This is a genomic window from Nocardia sp. NPDC127579 (assembly GCF_042672005.1).
Classification (GTDB): domain Bacteria; phylum Actinomycetota; class Actinomycetes; order Mycobacteriales; family Mycobacteriaceae; genus Nocardia.
On the sequence record NZ_JBHXVZ010000002.1, the window covers coordinates 753047 to 769797 of the forward strand.

Here is a 16751-nt window from a genome sequence, read left to right on the forward strand (position 1 = left end):
ACATCCTGGTGGTTTGTATGGCACTGCGGCACTCTTAGACATATGGAAAAGACAACAGATCAGACCAACGATTCACAATCAGACCTCGCGCTAGTGCGGTCACACGCCACGGTGTCCGTGGAGACTGCCGGGCGGCTACTGGGGATCAGCCGCGCACATGCCTATGAGTTGGCCCGGTCGGGCGCGCTACCCACGGTTCCGCTTGGCGAGCGACGCAAGCGCGTCCCATCGGCGGCTCTCCGGCGAATGCTCGGCCTTGAGTAGCCCGATCCCTAGCTGCGATCAATCGCCCTGTCAGATAAGGAGTTCCGTAATGACAACCCAGAACGAACCAACTCAGAAGGCCCTACCGGGACGAGTACTCGCGCGGGAAGCCGCCGATGCGCCCCACCTGCGCAAGACAGCCGGGGTGACCTCCGATCCGGCATGGCGCATCGAGCGAGCGCGCCGCGCGGTTCGGCGGCGCGCGGCCAACGATCTGACGAAACGGCTTCGAACGGAGTTGCCGCCGATGTCGGGTCAGCTGCCGGGACATGGTGAGTACGACCCAGAGCGCGCGCGTCGAGTTCGCCAAGACACGGATTGCGCGGACGAGTTCGGTTGCGCCGTACGCATTTTCGGCGAATCGCTGGCGACGAGCGTTACTAGCGGTTGCGATGCTGGCGAGGTGTGGGCTCTGCTGGTGCAATCGCTCACCCGGCTACACGCCTTGGCCGTTGCTCAAGGGCTGACCGAATGAGTCGCACGACGCTGCCCGCCGAGCTACGTGCTGTTCTGGGCGTCGGATTGCCCGACACGAACGCATCGGGGCCTGAACCCCCGCGCGTCAGCGACAATCAGGGCGTCGACGGCGCGACCGACGACGGTAATACGAAGGCCGCCGTCGTAGATCGCAAGTCCAGCAAGGCACTCGCCACGGTGTTGTACGAGTTGGCAATCTCGCGGTACTACGCGGGAGTGACCACCGACGGCGACGGGTTCGCGGTGCGCAAAGGTGGTAGCCACCTCGCGCGGATGCTCCGGGCCGGTAAGAGCGGACTACGGGCGGAACTGGCCAGCGCCTACCACGATGCCTACGGCAAGACCGCGACACAGCAGGCATTGACTGACGCGCTACTCACGTTTGAGGGCAAGTGCCGAGAGGCCGAACCCACCCCGATACACCTGCGCGTCGCCAGACACGAAGACACCTCATTTATCGACCTGGGCGACAACAGCGAACACGCTGTCCGCATTGATTCGGCGGGTTGGTCTGTGATGAGTTCCGATGTCCCAGTGTTGTTTCACCGCACGCGACTGACCGGCGCGTTCCCGCAACCAGAGCGGAACGGTTCGCTATCGGCCCTATGGGAGGTGGTCAACGTCACCGAACCTGACCGGCCCTTGGTGTTGGCCTGGCTGGTCGCGGCGTTGATCAGCCCCGACACCCCGCACCCGATTCTGAGCCTGTTCGCTGAGCAAGGTTCGGGCAAATCGTCGGCGACGCGAATCCTAGCTGGTCTGGTTGATCCTTCCCCGGTGCCATTGCGGAAACCGCCGAAGGATATGGAAAGTTGGGTGACGGCCGCACAAAGTTCGTGGGTGGTCGCTATCGACAATCTGTCCAGAATCCCGGAATGGTTGTCAGACTCGATGTGTCGCGCGGTGACCGGTGACGGTGATGTTCGCCGCGCGCTGTACACCGATGGCGACGTAGCGGTGTTCGCTTTCCGTCGATGCTTGCTGGTCAACGGAATTGACGTCGGTGCGACACGCGGCGACTATGGCGAACGCTGCTTGCCAGCCACCTTGGCACCGATCGCCCCTGCCGCGCGACGCACCGAATCCGAGCTGGCTCGGTACTGGACAGATCAATACCCGCGTGTGTTGGGCGCACTGTTGGACCTCGCGGCATCGGTGATGGCCGAACTCCCTGCGGTGATATTGGATTCGAGTCCGCGTATGGCTGACTTCGCTCGTATCCTCGCCGCTGTTGATCGAGTAGGCGACACCAAGGGCCTTGCGCGGTACCTGGATCAATCGCGCGCGCTCGCGGTCGACTCGCTTGATTCCGACCCGTTCGTCGTCGCGCTGCGCGATCGGCTGGCCGATGCGTTTACAGGTACTGCTGCTGAGTTGCGGAGCCTGGTCACGCCAACCGATGAGCGCTGGCGTGCCCCGTCCGGATGGCCAAGAGATGCGCGGGCAGTGTCGTCGGTGCTGCGTCGCAACGCGCCGGGACTGCGCGCGGCAGGATGGACGCTGGAAGATCTCGGTCGGGGCGGGCGAAACAAGACAGTCCGTTGGCAACTGAGCCCACCGCCGCGAGAAGGCCGCGATTCGACGCCCGTTCGCCCGCATCGCCCGCAAACCCTGGTCAGCGGCGACGAATTCGGCGGGCGTGGCAGCGGGCGTATGGAATCGGCGGGCGTCGTCTGCCCGCCCATCGTGGCCCCCGGCGGCGATGGCGGGCATCGCGGCGGGCATCAAATCACGTCATGCCCGCCGGGAAACACCCAATTGACCTGGGATGACGGGCACAGCGGGCGTGCGGGCATCACATCCGGGCCTTCTCACATCAACACTGATTCGCTCACGTGTCCCGAATGCGGACTTGACGGCGTTCCCGCTGGCGTGGGAATGCATTACGACTGTCAGGACATGGTGTCGCGCCGTGCCGTTGGCATCACGTCATCCGACAATTCAACGATGTGACCTGCGATTTTTTGAGTAGTCCCGCGTACGCGCGAGCGGGACTTCGCTCTTTCTTTCCCGGAATTTGAAACCTTCCGAAACCTGCACCGCCACAATCGGATTCAACTGGACACATCGCGCCGCAGTAATACCTATACGCCTGCGCATGACCAAAGCAGGCCCCTATGGGGCCTTCGTCTCCCAAGGCTACCAGTCCGCAAGCCACCGATTCGAGCACGCGCGGCCACCTGATCCGTCCCGGCCATTCGTCCTACTCGCTGAGCCACTGCGCGATGTCGCTAAAGCGACTCAGCCACGAAGGCAATCGTGCCATCGTCGGCGTAGTGCAGCGCCCATCCGCCACACGGTTCTTGGACTGACGCGAGCCGGTAGCCTGCCCTTGCTGCCCGCGCGATGGCGAGTTGATCGGCCTGGTTGTCAATCAGCATGCGCCGCCCTGCCGACGCTGAACGCCCGCGCCTCGCCGACCGTGGCTAGGAACTCGAGTCGAACGGCCTCCCACAAGGTCGTCTCATACTCCGGTAGTCGGTCGATCGCTTCGGCAAGGGTCGGATTCTGGTCAGCTTCCGGCCCGAAAGCGATATGTCCGGTGTGGCAATTAGGCATCGGCAGATTCGGCCACCGATAGGCCGGTCGGCCATTGTTGACATTGACGAACAGCATACGAGGAACGCCGTCGCGAACCTCCCACGTCGCCGATTGGCTAGCAACGCTAGTCCGGTAGATCGCACCGTCAGATGTATTGCAAATAAACACTATTCAGCGCTCCAGCCGAGTTCGTCAACGCTGACACCGAGCACCCGCGAAAGCTCTCCGGCGTTGTAGGCGTTCGGCCGCGCGGCGTTGTTTTCCCACTTGCCGACCTGCTTACCGCTCACACCCACCCAATCGGCAAGTTCGGCGCGGGTGAATCCGGCTAGTTCGCGAGCCGCGCGAATCGCGCCTCCGAGTGTGGGAGGACTCGCGACGGGCTCGGACTCTGCTAGTTCGGTTGGCGGCATCTCGTCCCCCTCGCGGTTGGTGATGGTTGGCTGAACGCCATGCGGCGACCGTAGGCGGTGCGTGCTGCCGCGCTCCACTACCTTGCTTGAGCTTGCGCGACAAGGGCCAATCTGGCCCAATTGCCGCTGTACGGCCCATCATTGACGAGCAAGAAAGTTCGCGCACACTGCTAGACGGGAACCAAGACATGCGACTGAAATTCCTAGGCAATGGCGGCTCGCCATCCGGTGGCTGCCCCACCCTGTACGCAACCGACCACGGCACCTACGTGGCCCGCGGCTGGATAACTGGACAGCCGGATGCTGTCGAAATACCGCATCTTCTAACAGGTTTCGCCGAACCGGATACGTTCATCGGTGCCGCGCTCACTGATACCGGGCGGGGTACCTTCACGCTCGTCGGCAAGCCAGTCATCGACCCGGAAGCGTTGGCGCAGATGAACCTACCGGCGCACGAAACAGCCGTCGAGGTTCCCAAACTGGAAAGGACGTTCTACGGTGCAACTGCTGCCGATTGAGTCGCTGGAAAGCCTCATCCGCGCTAGCAAGCGCGAAGCCTTCCACCTGGAATTGCAGGACGACTACACCGCCGACGGTGACGAGAACTTCCGCGCGTGGCTCGACGGCAATACCGAGGACGACTACGCGTGGTTGCGCGGGTGGCTGAACCTAGTTGAAGACCTGACCGTCCGGGGCGGGAAGATGCGGCGCGCGCGGGTCGTGACTACACCGCACACCGACTACACGCGGTGGCTGCTGGAAGTGTCGCGGCAGAACATCGCAGCGGGGGAAGAGATTCGGTACGTTCCTCGCCACGTGGTGGACGCGCGGCGGCTCACAACCGATGATTGGTGGTTGCTCGATGACGCTGCCGTCATGTTCACCGTGTTCGACCAGGGAGGGCAATTCGCTGGCGGCGCGCTCACGACAGACCCGCGAATCATCGCTCAGTGCCAGGAGGTTCGCGACTACGTGTGGAACCTAGCAATCCCATTCACGGAGTACGCGGCGGCGTCTACTCCACAGTGACCAGCACGGCAGACGAAGCGCGGCAAGCTCTCGGACTCCGACTCCGAGAGCTTCGCCGCGACGCCGGAATTACCGGCCGCAAGATTGCCGACCTGGCGGGCTGGCACGAATCCAAGGTCAGCAAAATCGAGTACGGCAAGCAAACCCCGTCCGAAGACGATTTGCGGGCGTGGTGCACCCACACGGGCCACCCTGACGAACTACCCGACCTGATCGCCACAGTGCGCAACATCCGGGCCGCGTACTTGGAGTTTCAACGGGTGCTCGGCACTGGCACCCGTCGCCGTCAGCGCACGCTGGTACGCACCGAGGGCGAAACGACCCTCATGCGCTGGTATGAACCCTCGATCATTCCCGGACTCCTTCAGACCGAGAACTACATCAGGTGGATTCTCGGCAGGATCATCGAGTTCTACGGCATCCCTGACGACCTAGACGCGGGAGTCAGCGCGCGTATCGCGCGACAAGAAGTGCTCTACCAGCGTGACCACCGATTCGCCTTCGTGATCGCTGAGCAGACATTGCGGACGACTGCCTGGGACAACGCGGTCATGGTCGCCCAGTTGGATCGGCTCCTGACGGTAATGGCGTCCATGCCGCATGTGACGCTACGCATCGTCCCCGCGCATGCCCGCTATGAAGGACCGGCCACGAACGGATTCGTGCTGTACGACACGCGACTGGTCATAGTCGAGACCGCGAGCGCGGAACTGTCGATTACCCAGCCCAGAGAGATCGCCGTGTACGGACGGCTGTTCAATACCCTGGTGGCCCAATCGGTTGGCGGTGATGAGGCGCGCAGCCTGATCGCCTCAGCGCTTGAGCAACGCCGCGCCATTCCAACCAAGGAGTAGCGGCGGTACGGGCTTAGGAGCCGTCCGCGATACGGCGCGTACGCCTTGCCGAGATGACTGCTACGCCGCAGGTCAGGCGATAATTGCGATGACCAGCCATCTTGCCAACATCTTGCCAAGACGCGCACGAACGGCCTGTATTCAGTCGACCGGACTGGACGATAAATGCCCCTGAGCTGGACTATCTAGACCGAATCCCACCCGCTGGACAGGTCTCGGCAGACTGGCAGTGTGGGGGTCAGGGGTTCGAGTCCCCTTAGCTCCACTTCCCAACAGAGCCGCAGGTCATTGACCTGTGGCTCTGTTACTTTTCCGGCAAAGCGCGAACCCGGAAGGCGCCCCACGTAGCACCCTACGTTCATGAAGGCCAAAACGAGCGTGTACCTGGATCCCGAGCAGGCTGCCCGTCTCAAGGAGGCGGCCGAAGCGGCGGGGCGATCGGAAGCTGATTTGATCCGCGAGGGGATCGAGTTGGTGTTGTTGCGGTCGCACCGGGTTCGCCGTACCCGGCCGTGGCCGTCGTTCGATTCCGGCGATCCCGGGTTCGCCGCCAACAGTGGGGACTTGCTCGGCGAGGCATACGGCGAGTGAGCTTCTTCATCGCCGACACCTCGGCGATCATCGCCGCTTACGACCGTGCCGCGGAACTGCACGAGCGAGCGCGTGAATTCCTCGCCACCTCCGTCGCGGTTGTCTCGCCACTGGTGCTGGACGAGGTCGATCACCTGCTCGTGGCCCGGTTCGGAAAAGACCGCCGCACAGCCGATCTCGTCCTCGATGACTTGCTCACCTCGGCCGAGGAGGGCGCGGTGCTCGTGCCGCAGGTGGACCGCGATGACCTCCGGGTCGCCCAGAAGATCATCGAGCAGTATCGCGGTTTCCGCCTCGCCCTGGCCGACGCGGTGACGGTCGTACTCGCCGAGCGCTACCTCACCAACGACATCCTGACGTTGGATGAGAAGGATTTTCGCGCCGTGCGGCCCCTGACGCCGACTCATCCGTCGTTCCGGCTCGTGCTCCAAGGCGACTGAACTACCGACGCCTGCGATCGGGTACCCACTGCCCGGATCATGATGTCCAGCCCGTCGACCAGCACCGCCCGGTTCGTATGCTGGTCCGTCAGATCCACAGAAGTATCAGGTCAGGGCCGGTCTTGGACCGGGCCTGACTTTTCTGTGTCTGCCCCGCGTGTCGGCTACCGAGCCGGTGACAGGTGGGTCAGCTTGCCGGGATTGACGATGCCGTAGAGGTTTTCGACCCTGGCGCCGACCGCGTCCAGTTCCAACACCAGTACCGCCTGGAGCTCGCCGTCGGCCATGAGCAGAGCGGTGGGTTGGTTGCCGGGGAGCCAGTGTGGGGACAGGTGCTCGTAGCGGGGGCCGATGGTGGCGAGCAGGCGTGCCACCTTGGCCGCTCCGGTCACGGGGCGGAGGGCGGCGCGCACCGCACCGCCGCCGTCGGTCCACAGGGCGACGTCAGGGGCGAGGACTTCCATCAGAGCGCCGAGATCGCCGCCGAGGGTGGCGGCTAGGAAGCGTTCGGCGGCGCGGCGTGCGAGGCCGGAGTCTGCCGGAAATCGCGGGCGCCGAGCCTGGACGTGCTCGCGGGCACGATGAACCAACTGCCGGGCCGCCGCGGGGCTCCGCTCCAGGATGCGGGCGATCTCGGTGTGCTCGTAGCCGAACCCCTCGCGCAGGACGAACGCGGCTCGTTCCAATGGCGAGAGGGTTTCCAGCACCACCAGCAGGCCGAATGTCAGTTCCTCTGCCCGAGCGGTGGTTTCGGCGGGGTCCGGGGTGGGGAGCAGAGGCTCCGGCAGCCAGGGCCCCACGTAGTCTTCCCGCGCGGCGCGCAGGCGACGCGCGCGTGCCAACGCCTGCCGGACTGCTATACGCACCAGGTACGCCTTGGGGTGGTCGAGACGGCCGACCTCCACGGCGGACCAGGCGAGCCAGGTTTCCTGCACCACGTCCTCGGCGTCCTGCACGCTGCCCAGGATGTCGTAGGCGAGGGTGAACAGCAGGTTCCGGTGCTGTTCGAAGGTGTTGTCCACGATGCCCATTCATCTCCTCGAATGCCATGTTCCATCCATATGAGGCGATTCGCCCTGCCGACTGTGACATGTGCGCCGGGTCACATGGACGCGTGTCACATCGCGGCCACGCGCGGGCCTCTCATGAGCACAGGCAAGGAAAGGAACTATGCGAGATGTCCAAGGATGGAATGGTCAAAGCCGCGGTGGTGCTGGCGGCGGCGACCATGCTCGGTGCCGGCAGCTGGGCCCGGCTGGATCCGGCGAGCTTCGCCCGCTTCGCCAACTGGCCCGAACACGTGCATTTTCTGCACGATGCGGGAGTGTTCCAGATCGGGATCGGGTTGATGATGCTGTGCGCCCTGTTCTGGCGTGACGTACTGGTAGTGGTCTTGGTGGGTTTCGTATTCACCAATACCTTTCACGCCGTCAACCATGCCGTCGATCTGCCGTTGGGCGGCAACGCCTCCGACCCGTGGACGCTGTTGACGATCTCCGCGGTAGCGCTGGCTGCCCTGGTCGTGCGTATTCGGCAGCTGCGCGCCCGGGCGGGGTGGGGCTCATGAGGGTTCTGCTGGCCGGTGCGACCGGCACGCTCGGTTCCGTCCTGATCCCACTGCTGCTCGCCGAGGGGCATCAGGTGCTCGCCTTGACGAGGTCTGCCGCCGGAGCAGCCCGGCTGGCCGCGTCGGGTGTGCAGCCGGTGCAGGCCGACCTCATGAACGCCGACGATCTACTGGCCGCCTTGGACGGTCGGCAAGCCGACACGGTGATCCACCAGGCGACCTCGATCACCGGTGTGCCCTTCTTGCATCGGCACCTGTATGCCACCGACGCACTGCGTGAGCGCGGCACAGCCCACCTGCTGCGCGCCGCGGCGGAGCTCGGCGCCCGGCGCTTTCTCACCCAGTCGTTCTTCCTGGGGTACGGCTATCGCGATCACGGAGAGCAGTTGCTGGACGAGGACCAACCCTTCGCCGTCCGAACCGGCCACCGAGGTTTCGACCGGCACATGAACTCCCTGCGCGCCAATGAGGAACAGGTCTTCGATGCTCCTGGTATCGACGGTATCGCCTTGCGTTACGGCATGTTCTACGGGCCGGAACCCGCAACCCGACGGCTGATCGACCTCGCCCGGCGACGCCGGCTGCCCGCGCCACGCCCCAGCGGGACCGTATCGCTCATCCACATCCACGACGCCGCCACGGCTACTGTCGCCGCTCTCCACCGAGGTGGACCCGATCGGTCGTACAACATCGTGGATCACCACCCGGTCGATTTCGAGACCTATTTCAGCGCCGTAGCGCAAGCCGCAGAGGCGCCTCCGCCGCGCCGGGTGCCCGGCCATCTCCTTGCCGCGCTGCCGTATGTACACGCCCTGATGGTCGCCACTCGCATCCGCCTGTCCAACCAGCGCGCCGTCGACGAACTGAATTGGACACCCCGCTATCCCTCTTACCATGACGGCTTGGCCGCCCTGCTCTGACCAACATCGCGGTCACGGGCACAGCGCGTGATCGATCAAGGTGGCGGCCGCGGATTCCTGGGTCAGGATGTGTTCCGGGCTGTCGCCGAGTGCCTCGGACATGGAGACCACCGCGCTGCGGGTGCCGTCGCTGGTGACGCCGTTGAGGGTGATGTAGCCGCCGTCGCCGCCTTCGTGGGACCAGTAGGTGCCGCCGCAGGTCAGGGGGCGTTCGGCGAGGCCGAGGCCGTATCGGCCGCCGGGCCACATGGTTTCGAGGTCGCCGCGTACCGGCACGGTTTGTCGCATCTGCGCGAGTCGGTCGGCTGGGAGCAGGCGGCCGCCGAGTAGCGCTCGGAAGAAGGTGTTCAGGTCCTGGGTGGTGGTGATCCAGGAGAGGTTTTCCGGTTCGAGTGCGCGCTGCTCGGTGACGTCGACTTCGGAACCGGGGCCGAAGAATTGGTAGGCGCGGGCGTGGGGGTGCGGGATGGTGGGGGAGTCGCCGAGCCACCGGGTGTGGTGGAGGTCGAGCGGGACGATGACGCGGTTCTCGATCTCGGTGTGAGCGGGGCGGCCGAGCGCGGCGACCTCGATCGGCATGCCGAGTTCTTCCGAGATCGAGATGCCCTCGGCGACATCGGCTCTCGCCTCGTTGAAGGATCCGTCGAACAGGTGGGCCAGTGCGGACAGTTCGAGTGCGTACGGGATCCACTGCAACTCGCCGATCGCGCGCGCGGCCGTGACCATCTCGTCCATGATCGTCGCCGCGGCCGCGTCGTCGGCCAGCATCAACCCACTGAATGCCGCGACCACCTTGTGCAGGTCATCGACCGAATCATCCCGCGCCGCCGCGATTTGCGCTGTCATCGCCGGAACGGACCGCTCGGGCTCTCCCATAAGCATTGCGGCCCAGGAGATCTGCGCGGCAACATGGGGGATAAGCGGCGAGTTGCGTGGCAGTCGCAGCGAATCCAGCATCGCGGTGCCCCGCAGGAGGAGTTCTCGGTCCGCCGCCTGCGCCCGGATATGCGTTGCGTCGGCGAGGATTTCGAGCGCGTCGGTGAGTGATTCGGCTTCGGCGGCCAGGCGGGTCGCCCGGTCGGGTTTACCCGCGTCGTAGGCGGCACGGGCGGCCAGCAGAATCCGATGCGCCTTGCGTTCGGGGTCCACGCTGAGCCGTCCGGCGCGATCGTAGGCCGCGGACACGGCCATCGCGCCGCCCCGGCGCTGCTGGCGTCGCGCGGTCTCCTCGAGCGCCCTGGCCACGCTCTCATCGGGTTCGGTGGTCGCCGCCGCGAGATGCCATGCGCGGCGGTCGGCATCCGCGGCCGCGGTCAGCACCTGGGCGAAGCCGCCGTGCACGGTGATCCGCAGATGATGCGGTGCGTTGCGGTAGACGGCCGCGCGGATCAGCGGATGACGGAACACCAGCCGATCTCGGTGTGGTTGATTGTGTCGTATAAGGTGCCGCTTGGCCCATGCCTGTCAGTGACTGGTGCCTGTGGCGGGGTTGAATATCGCTGTGCCGCGCCCAGCGAAGTCTTTCACGTTCTGGGTAACCACCGTCGCGTCATGGGTCAGCGCGATAGCCAAGATCTGGGCATCGAAGATCTCCGCGGCGGTCGGCTTCGGGCGCTTCACCATCAATCCGGCATACAGATAGGCGGCAGCATGTCCGAACGGCAGGACACGCCCGGCTGTCTCGAGTGGTTCGAAAACCGCTAGGGCGGCAGCCTCGAGCGTTGACCGTTTACGGCCCTCGTCCAGCGAGGCGATGCCGTTCGCGACCTCCATCACGGTGATAGATGTTGTGTAGTAGCTGTTTTGGGTCGCGAGCCAGCCGGCGACGATGGGTTGCTTTTCTGGAGCCATCGCGGCGGAGATCACGTTGGTGTCCAAGATCAGCATCTAGCGGCCTTCGGACGCTTCGAGAAATGATGTATCGAATTCTGGGGCCTTGCCGTCGAGGGCTTCGCGCAGGACTGCGAGACGTGCCAGTAGGGCTGCCCCGGACAGTGGGTTCAGCGCGCCGGGTACGTCGTCTTCGTTCGCGACGCGGGTCAGGATGTCGCGGACTTCGGCTTCCATCGATCGGCCGTGGCGGGTGGCGCGCTGCTGGATGGTGGCTTTGATAACGGGGTCGAGGTTGCGGACGTTCAGGTTCGATGCGGCAGCCGTGGTTTTTTTGCCGACCGGCTTGCGGGACTTGGCTTTGGGGACTTTCGTAGTCATGATGTCAATGTTATCAAAGTGCACTCATTGTGCACTCATGTTGTTTCGGTGGATTGACTTGGTCCTCTGCTGTCGACGCACTCGATGAGGCGCGTTTGCGTGCTCGGTCGGCGTCAAGTCGCAGTGCCCGCCGGGCGTTCAACGGGGCGGGCCGGTGTTGTCGGGTTCCCGCGCGCACGATCACCAGTTGGCGGGTTCGGGCGGCTCGGGCAGCGGCACCGACGGCGGGTGGATGACGTACACACCGCCGACACCGAAACGCTGCCAATGGGTTTCGAATTCGCGGCGGCCCGCCACTTTGCGGACGGCGTCGTTGGTCGGCGCCGCGGGGTCGTTGAGCACGGGATCGCCGTCGGCGGTGAAGCCGACGAGCACCAGCAGGTGGCCGTCGGTGCTGTAGTTCAGGCCGGGGACCTCGCCGGGCTCGAAAGCTATCGACATGACCAGTGGAATGCCCGCGGCGATGAATTCCTCGGCTTCACGCAGGTCACGCAATCGGGTGACGAAGGCGTTCACACCCCAGCGGCCCGCGTAGGCGGTGCAGAAGGACCAGTTGCCGGTTCCCCGGTAGGTGTAGTCGTAGCAGTTGCGGGCGGCGAAATCTATGACCGGATCCGTGGTGGGGACCACCCAGGCGTAGTCCTCGGGTTTCGGTCCGGCTTTCCAGTAGGCGAGCACCATCGAGGTGGAGGTGGGGCTGCACCACGCCTCACCGCCGCCGCCCCACTCGGGGTACTCGCCGAGGTGCAGCAGCTGGGAGTACCGCGGCACGTCCAAGATCTTGCCCTTGGCCGGGCCGGGTTCGCTGAGGGCGATCTCGGCGGTCTTGTCCGGGCGCGGACCGGCGACCACGCCGAGTGAGGTCAGCGCTGGGCGGTCGGTTCCGTCGACCGGCCGGAGCAGCAGGGCGCGCACCCGGTAGGAGCGCAGGCCGACTCCGGGATCGGTGACGTAGGCCATCTGGACGACTTGGCCGTTGGCGTCGTCCTGTCCGTCGACGGAGGCGCGCCGGATCTCGTTGTCGTCGGCGGCCCACCGTCCGAGGTTGTACCAGCCGGTGGTGTCGCCCCGATCGGTGACGGCTTGCAGTTCCAGCTGTATCCAGGATTTGCCGGGCGTGCGGGCGGTCCAGGATTCGACCAGTTCGGTGGCGGAGAAGTCGATCTCCACCTCCGGGGAGGTCCAGGTGGCGTACTCGTACCGGGTGCCGTTGTATTCGAGGGTTCCGGTCGGCCGATCGAACACCACCGCGTCGGACTCGGCCACCGTGCCATCCAGGTCACCGTCCGCCAGCTCCGACCCCGTGCGCCAACCGCGGTAGGCCAGATCGACGCCAGGTCGAGCGGGGGCGGGGCCCGTTCGGGTGGCGGAGGTGCCCGTCGGGGTGTCGGCGGAGTCGGAACAGGCCGCGGCCACGCCGAGGGCTCCGAGCGCGGCCGCCGCGAGCGTTCCTCGCATGACGGTTCGACGGTTCACTATCGGCTGTGTGAGTGGGTGCCGATCCTCCGGCGTCGCGGAGTGGTTCGGTCCCGATGACCTGCTCGGTAGTCGACCCATACCCGCCAAGCGTACCGTCCGGTCTGCATTCTCGGCGGCGAGCTTTTTTGTACTTTGAAATACAAAACCGTGGTACGGTCGTGCCCATGGGCAGGCCACGGGCATTCGACGAGACAGCGGTTCTCGATGCGGCGGTAGGGCAGTTCCGAGTGTTCGGATTCGGGGACAGCTCCACAGAACAACTGTGTGAAGTCGCGGGAGTGCGGCGGAGCAGCTTGTACAACACATTCACCTCGAAGGAGGAACTGTTCGTCCTGGCCTTGCGGCGATACCTGTCGGTCGTGGACGAAGCGCAGGCGGCGATTCTCGCCGACGAGAGTCTGGATGGGCGGGGACGGCTCGAGGCGTTGGCGGAGCTGGTGCTGGCCGAGGAGCGTGCCGCCGCACAGCAGGGGCACGCCGCCGGTTGCATGGTTGTCGGCGCGTATATGACCCCGGGCCTGCGCGAGCGCGACGCGCGGATAACCGAGGCGCTGGACTCGTCGCTGGAGCGACGATTGACACTGCTGGCCCAGGCGATTCGAGCAGGCCAGGCCGACGGTAGTCTGCGGCGCGATCTCGACCCCGATGATGCCGCGCTACTCGTGGTGACCGTGATTTCCGGGCTGCGCGTCGACGCACAGGCCGGTGTGGACCCGGACCGATTGCGGCGCGCCTTCGCGCTGGGAATTCGCCACTTCTTCACCGCATCTCATACGCACCAAGGAGTTTCTCGATGACTTCGACCGCCCCCGATCACACCGAGCAGCGCATCGCGATCGTGCGCCGCGCCTTCGAGCTGATCGATGCCGGTGATCCCGCGCTGCTCGATCTCTACACCGACGATGTGGAGCTGTACTTTCCGAAATTCGGTGTCGGCCATGGCAAGCGGGATATGGCCGAGTTCGCGCAGCGGCTGTGGACGGATCTGTCGAGCCTGGAACACGATATCGACGGCCTGGACATCATGGTGGCCGGTGACCGGATCATTGTCGAAGGCCGTGAATGGGGCACCACCGCCGACGGGCGCCGCTGGCCGGACCAGCGCGTGTCGACGGGCCGCTTCTGCAATGTCTTCACCTTCCGTGGCACGCTCATCAGCGCGGTCCATATCTATGTGGACCCGGACTTCACCAGCAGCCACGAACCGAAGGTTCGGCAACTCCACCGCGGTGCCGACGCGGATCGATAGCGCTCACGCCCGCATCCTCGGATCGTGCGCCGGATCGGGATACATGGGTACACAACCGTTCTCGATCGCCTCCGCACGGAACTCGTAGTGCCAGGGCTCGTTGACGTAGATCTGGCACAGTCCGTAGGCGGCCCCGTGGGCCGACAGCCAGGCCGCGGCGTCCGATGCCAGGTCGACGGCGTCGCCCGATACGTGAGCCGAGGTCTCCGGGGTGGCGACCCAGCGCGCGGCGGCCCGGGGTGAACCGTACTTCGCGACCGCCTGACGGAGCAGGAGACTCTGGTAGTCCGGCGAGCGCCAGCCGCTGTTGACGTAGAACGTGACGCCGTCGGCGGCGGCCGCGGTCGCGGCCCGGCGCAGCGCGTGCAGCAGGTCGGGGGCGAGGTTCGCGACGCCGGGATACCGGCCGTCGAAAACTGTCGCGTCGCGGGGGAGGCCGCCGTCGTCGACGGCCGGGCGGCCGCAGGCCACGGCGATCGAGGTGAGGGCGGCGAGCAGGCCGAGGGTCACGAGTCTTCGGGTGACAGGTCTGGTAGTCATGCGGCAAGTCAAGGCACGGGGGTGTTGCCGGCCCGTAAGCCGTTTTGCATACACCGGCGAAACACCACTGCTCCTAGCATCGAGAGCATGCGCGTATTGGTGGTGGAGGACGAGCCCTATATGGCGGAAGCCATTCGCGACGGATTGCGTTTGGCGGCGATCGCCGCCGATATCGCGGGCGACGGCGACGCGGCACTGGAATTGCTCGGCATCAACAGCTACGACATCGCCATTCTCGATCGCGATATTCCGGGGCCGTCCGGCGACGAGGTCGCCGAGCGCATCGTCGCGTGCGGGAGCGGGATGCCGATTCTGATGCTGACCGCCGCCGACCGGCTCGACGACAAGGTGTCCGGGTTCGAACTCGGCGCCGACGACTACCTCACCAAGCCCTTCGAACTCCGTGAACTCGTACTCCGGCTCCGCGCGCTGGACCGGCGGCGCGCACACAGCCGGCCGCCCGTGCGCGAGCTCGCCGGACTGCGCGTGGATCCGTTCCGGCGCGAGGTCTATCGGGATGGCCGCTATATCGCGCTCACCCGTAAGCAATTCGCTGTGCTCGAGGTGCTGGTCGCCGCGGAGGGCGGTGTCATCAGCGCCGAGGAATTGCTGGAGCGCGCGTGGGACGAGAACGCCGACCCGTTCACCAATGCGGTGCGAATCACCGTGTCGGCCTTGCGGAAAAGGCTCGGTGAACCCGGGCTCATCGCCACCGTGCCCGGTGTCGGCTATCGGATCGATGAATCCGCGCATGGCTAGGGCGTCGGGGCTGAGCGTTCGCCTCAAACTCACGCTCAGCTATACCGGATTCCTCATGCTCGCGGGAGTTCTGCTGCTGACCGCCGTGTGGGTGTTCCTGCTGCGTGATCTGCCGGTCAGCAATTTTGTCCCGAATCCCGCCGAGCTCCCGCTCATTTTCGACCCGTCCAACTTCGGCCCGGGCGTGTTCAGCACGGCCGTCGCGGCGGTGCTGACGTTCCTGCTGATGTTCGGCCTGGTGGGCGGCTGGATTCTGTCCGGGCGCATGCTCGCGCCACTGGATCGCATTACCGACGCCACCCGCGCGGCCGCGAATGGTTCACTCGCGCACCGCATTCGGCTTCCGGGCCGCCAGGACGAATTCCGCGAACTCGCCGACGCCTTCGACGGCATGCTCGCCCGCCTCGAGGCGCATGTCGCCGAACAGCGCAGGTTCGCCGCCAACGCCTCGCATGAGCTGCGCACCCCGCTGGCGATCACCCGGACCCTGCTCGAGGTCGCCCGCGACGACCCGGCGCGCCGCACCGGCGAACTCGTCGAACGCTTGCAGATCGTCAACTCCCGGGCGATCGAGTTGACCGAGGCGCTGCTCGTGCTCAGCCGCGCCGATCGGGGTTCGTTCACCCGGGAGCCGGTCGATCTGTCCCTGCTGGCCGAGGATGCCGTCGAGACGCTGCTTCCGTTCGCGGAGGCGCGCGGGATCACCATAGAGACCTTCGGCGACATCACCACTACCGTCGGCTCTCGCGCACTGCTGCTGCAATTGACGACGAACCTGACGCACAACGCGATCGTCCACAATATCGCCGGAGGCGCCGTGTGGGTGACGACAACGACGCAGCCCGCCGCGGTCGTGCTGACGGTCGAGAACACCGGCGAAATGCTCTCGGCGCCCGTGGTTTCCACGCTGGTCGAGCCGTTCCGGCGCGGCACCGAACGCATACACGCCGATCATGCCGGGGTGGGGCTCGGACTGGCGATCGTCGACAGCATCACCCGCGCCCACGACGGCACGCTCACGCTCACGCCGCGTGCCGGCGGGGGCCTGCGTGTGACGGTGCGACTCCCGGCAGCGCGATGATCAGGACAGACGTTCGGTCAGCCGGACGGTGACCTCGTCGCCGTCGGTCTTTCCGATCCGGCGGCGGATCGCGGCGGCGACGGGAAGCTTGTGTGTCCCGTCGCCGAGGGCCATGAACGACGACGTGAACGGGACATCGTCCACCGTCCCCTTCACCTTGACCAGACCACGGGTGCCGAAGATCCGCGCCGAGTCGGGCAGCTGCACGCAGGTCCACGTGTCGCCCTCACGCACCTTTCCGAGGACGGCGGTGAAGGTGATGTCGATCGGTCCCTGTGCGGTGGTCATGGCACTCCTGTCGGGGAAGTCGAACACGAGGGTACGAGTCGGCGCATA

General features: G+C 65.6%; 23 protein-coding genes. 14 read left to right on the forward strand and 9 right to left on the reverse strand.

Going from position 1 to position 16751, the window contains the following annotated elements:
- The first annotated feature begins 42 nt into the window (after positions 1 to 42).
- From ACFVMC_RS11060 to ACFVMC_RS11070, 3 genes are read left to right on the forward strand one after another with little or no spacing between them, the layout of a single operon-like run.
- Positions 43 to 264, forward strand: a complete 222-nt coding sequence (locus ACFVMC_RS11060) for a helix-turn-helix domain-containing protein (RefSeq protein WP_379209012.1) — start codon at positions 43 to 45, stop codon at positions 262 to 264.
- A 49-nt stretch (positions 265 to 313) separates the two neighbouring features.
- The gene (locus ACFVMC_RS11065; protein WP_379209014.1) at positions 314 to 739 is read left to right on the forward strand and encodes a hypothetical protein; all 426 of its coding nucleotides are present in this window, start codon (positions 314 to 316) and stop codon (positions 737 to 739) included.
- A complete protein-coding gene (locus tag ACFVMC_RS11070) occupies positions 736 to 2694 on the forward strand; it encodes an ATP-binding protein (RefSeq protein ID WP_379209015.1) in 1959 nt (652 codons plus the stop codon). The genes ACFVMC_RS11065 and ACFVMC_RS11070 overlap by 4 nt, the downstream gene beginning before the upstream one ends.
- Before the next feature lie 417 nt (positions 2695 to 3111).
- On the opposite strand, the gene ACFVMC_RS11075 is transcribed toward ACFVMC_RS11070, so the two are convergent.
- Complete coding sequence (locus ACFVMC_RS11075) at positions 3112 to 3357, reverse strand: hypothetical protein (RefSeq protein ID WP_379209017.1); 246 nt, start codon at positions 3355 to 3357, stop codon at positions 3112 to 3114.
- Between the two features lie 92 nt (positions 3358 to 3449).
- Complete coding sequence (locus ACFVMC_RS11080) at positions 3450 to 3695, reverse strand: helix-turn-helix transcriptional regulator (RefSeq protein ID WP_379209527.1); 246 nt, start codon at positions 3693 to 3695, stop codon at positions 3450 to 3452.
- 188 nt (positions 3696 to 3883) lie between these two features.
- On the opposite strand from ACFVMC_RS11080, the gene ACFVMC_RS11085 reads away from it, so the two are divergent.
- The 5 genes from ACFVMC_RS11085 (at position 3884) to ACFVMC_RS11105 (ending at position 6609) form a co-directional block, all read left to right on the forward strand.
- Positions 3884 to 4213 (forward strand): hypothetical protein, encoded by a 330-nt coding sequence (locus tag ACFVMC_RS11085; RefSeq protein ID WP_379209019.1) that lies wholly within the window; start codon positions 3884 to 3886, stop codon positions 4211 to 4213.
- Complete coding sequence (locus ACFVMC_RS11090) at positions 4194 to 4724, forward strand: DUF6879 family protein (protein ID WP_379209021.1); 531 nt, start codon at positions 4194 to 4196, stop codon at positions 4722 to 4724. Before ACFVMC_RS11085 ends, ACFVMC_RS11090 begins: the two co-directional genes overlap by 20 nt.
- Positions 4721 to 5578, forward strand: coding sequence for a helix-turn-helix domain-containing protein (locus ACFVMC_RS11095; protein WP_379209023.1), 858 nt, complete (start codon positions 4721 to 4723; stop codon positions 5576 to 5578). Before ACFVMC_RS11090 ends, ACFVMC_RS11095 begins: the two co-directional genes overlap by 4 nt.
- A gap of 360 nt (positions 5579 to 5938) precedes the next feature.
- On the forward strand, positions 5939 to 6169 hold the full coding sequence (locus ACFVMC_RS11100; RefSeq protein WP_379209025.1) for a ribbon-helix-helix domain-containing protein: 231 nt from the start codon (positions 5939 to 5941) through the stop codon (positions 6167 to 6169).
- Complete coding sequence (locus ACFVMC_RS11105) at positions 6166 to 6609, forward strand: type II toxin-antitoxin system VapC family toxin (RefSeq protein WP_379209027.1); 444 nt, start codon at positions 6166 to 6168, stop codon at positions 6607 to 6609. The genes ACFVMC_RS11100 and ACFVMC_RS11105 overlap by 4 nt, the downstream gene beginning before the upstream one ends.
- A 164-nt stretch (positions 6610 to 6773) precedes the next feature.
- Here the strand turns inward: ACFVMC_RS11105 and sigJ are convergent, their stop codons facing one another.
- Positions 6774 to 7640: an RNA polymerase sigma factor SigJ gene (gene sigJ / locus ACFVMC_RS11110; protein WP_379209029.1), complete on the reverse strand. Its 867-nt coding sequence runs from the start codon at positions 7638 to 7640 to the stop codon at positions 6774 to 6776.
- Between the two features lie 146 nt (positions 7641 to 7786).
- Here sigJ and ACFVMC_RS11115 point away from each other — a divergent pair, with 146 nt between their 5' ends.
- Positions 7787 to 8176 (forward strand): hypothetical protein, encoded by a 390-nt coding sequence (locus ACFVMC_RS11115; RefSeq protein ID WP_379209031.1) that lies wholly within the window; start codon positions 7787 to 7789, stop codon positions 8174 to 8176.
- A complete protein-coding gene (locus ACFVMC_RS11120; RefSeq protein ID WP_379209033.1) occupies positions 8173 to 9096 on the forward strand; it encodes an NAD-dependent epimerase/dehydratase family protein in 924 nt (307 codons plus the stop codon). Before ACFVMC_RS11115 ends, ACFVMC_RS11120 begins: the two co-directional genes overlap by 4 nt.
- Before the next feature lie 12 nt (positions 9097 to 9108).
- Here the strand turns inward: ACFVMC_RS11120 and ACFVMC_RS11125 are convergent, their stop codons facing one another.
- The 4 genes from ACFVMC_RS11125 to ACFVMC_RS11140 all read right to left on the reverse strand — a co-directional run bounded on the left by ACFVMC_RS11125 (position 9109) and on the right by ACFVMC_RS11140 (position 12765).
- Positions 9109 to 10503, reverse strand: a complete 1395-nt coding sequence (locus tag ACFVMC_RS11125; protein WP_379209035.1) for a serine hydrolase — start codon at positions 10501 to 10503, stop codon at positions 9109 to 9111.
- A 57-nt stretch (positions 10504 to 10560) separates the two neighbouring features.
- Positions 10561 to 10983, reverse strand: a complete 423-nt coding sequence (locus ACFVMC_RS11130) for a PIN domain-containing protein (protein WP_379209037.1) — start codon at positions 10981 to 10983, stop codon at positions 10561 to 10563.
- Complete coding sequence (locus tag ACFVMC_RS11135; protein WP_379209039.1) at positions 10984 to 11307, reverse strand: hypothetical protein; 324 nt, start codon at positions 11305 to 11307, stop codon at positions 10984 to 10986. It lies immediately after the preceding gene.
- A gap of 180 nt (positions 11308 to 11487) precedes the next feature.
- Positions 11488 to 12765: a C39 family peptidase gene (locus ACFVMC_RS11140; RefSeq protein WP_379209041.1), complete on the reverse strand. Its 1278-nt coding sequence runs from the start codon at positions 12763 to 12765 to the stop codon at positions 11488 to 11490.
- 185 nt (positions 12766 to 12950) lie between these two features.
- Here ACFVMC_RS11140 and ACFVMC_RS11145 point away from each other — a divergent pair, with 185 nt between their 5' ends.
- Both ACFVMC_RS11145 and ACFVMC_RS11150 read left to right on the forward strand, forming a co-directional pair.
- Positions 12951 to 13583 carry a TetR/AcrR family transcriptional regulator gene (locus ACFVMC_RS11145; RefSeq protein WP_379209043.1) on the forward strand — a complete coding sequence of 211 codons (633 nt, stop codon included), beginning with the start codon at positions 12951 to 12953 and terminating at the stop codon, positions 13581 to 13583.
- The gene (locus ACFVMC_RS11150; RefSeq protein ID WP_379209044.1) at positions 13580 to 14035 is read left to right on the forward strand and encodes a nuclear transport factor 2 family protein; all 456 of its coding nucleotides are present in this window, start codon (positions 13580 to 13582) and stop codon (positions 14033 to 14035) included. The genes ACFVMC_RS11145 and ACFVMC_RS11150 overlap by 4 nt, the downstream gene beginning before the upstream one ends.
- 3 nt (positions 14036 to 14038) lie before the next feature.
- Here the strand turns inward: ACFVMC_RS11150 and ACFVMC_RS11155 are convergent, their stop codons facing one another.
- A complete protein-coding gene (locus ACFVMC_RS11155) occupies positions 14039 to 14575 on the reverse strand; it encodes a M15 family metallopeptidase (RefSeq protein ID WP_379209046.1) in 537 nt (178 codons plus the stop codon).
- Between the two features lie 87 nt (positions 14576 to 14662).
- Between ACFVMC_RS11155 and ACFVMC_RS11160 the strand changes: the two genes are divergently transcribed.
- Positions 14663 to 15334: a response regulator transcription factor gene (locus ACFVMC_RS11160; protein ID WP_379209048.1), complete on the forward strand. Its 672-nt coding sequence runs from the start codon at positions 14663 to 14665 to the stop codon at positions 15332 to 15334.
- Complete coding sequence (locus tag ACFVMC_RS11165) at positions 15327 to 16415, forward strand: sensor histidine kinase (RefSeq protein ID WP_379209050.1); 1089 nt, start codon at positions 15327 to 15329, stop codon at positions 16413 to 16415. Before ACFVMC_RS11160 ends, ACFVMC_RS11165 begins: the two co-directional genes overlap by 8 nt.
- Here the strand turns inward: ACFVMC_RS11165 and ACFVMC_RS11170 are convergent, their stop codons facing one another.
- Entirely contained in the window at positions 16416 to 16703 is a 288-nt protein-coding gene (locus ACFVMC_RS11170) for a DUF1905 domain-containing protein (protein ID WP_379209052.1), read from the reverse strand. It lies immediately after the preceding gene.
- Positions 16704 to 16751 lie beyond the last annotated feature (48 nt).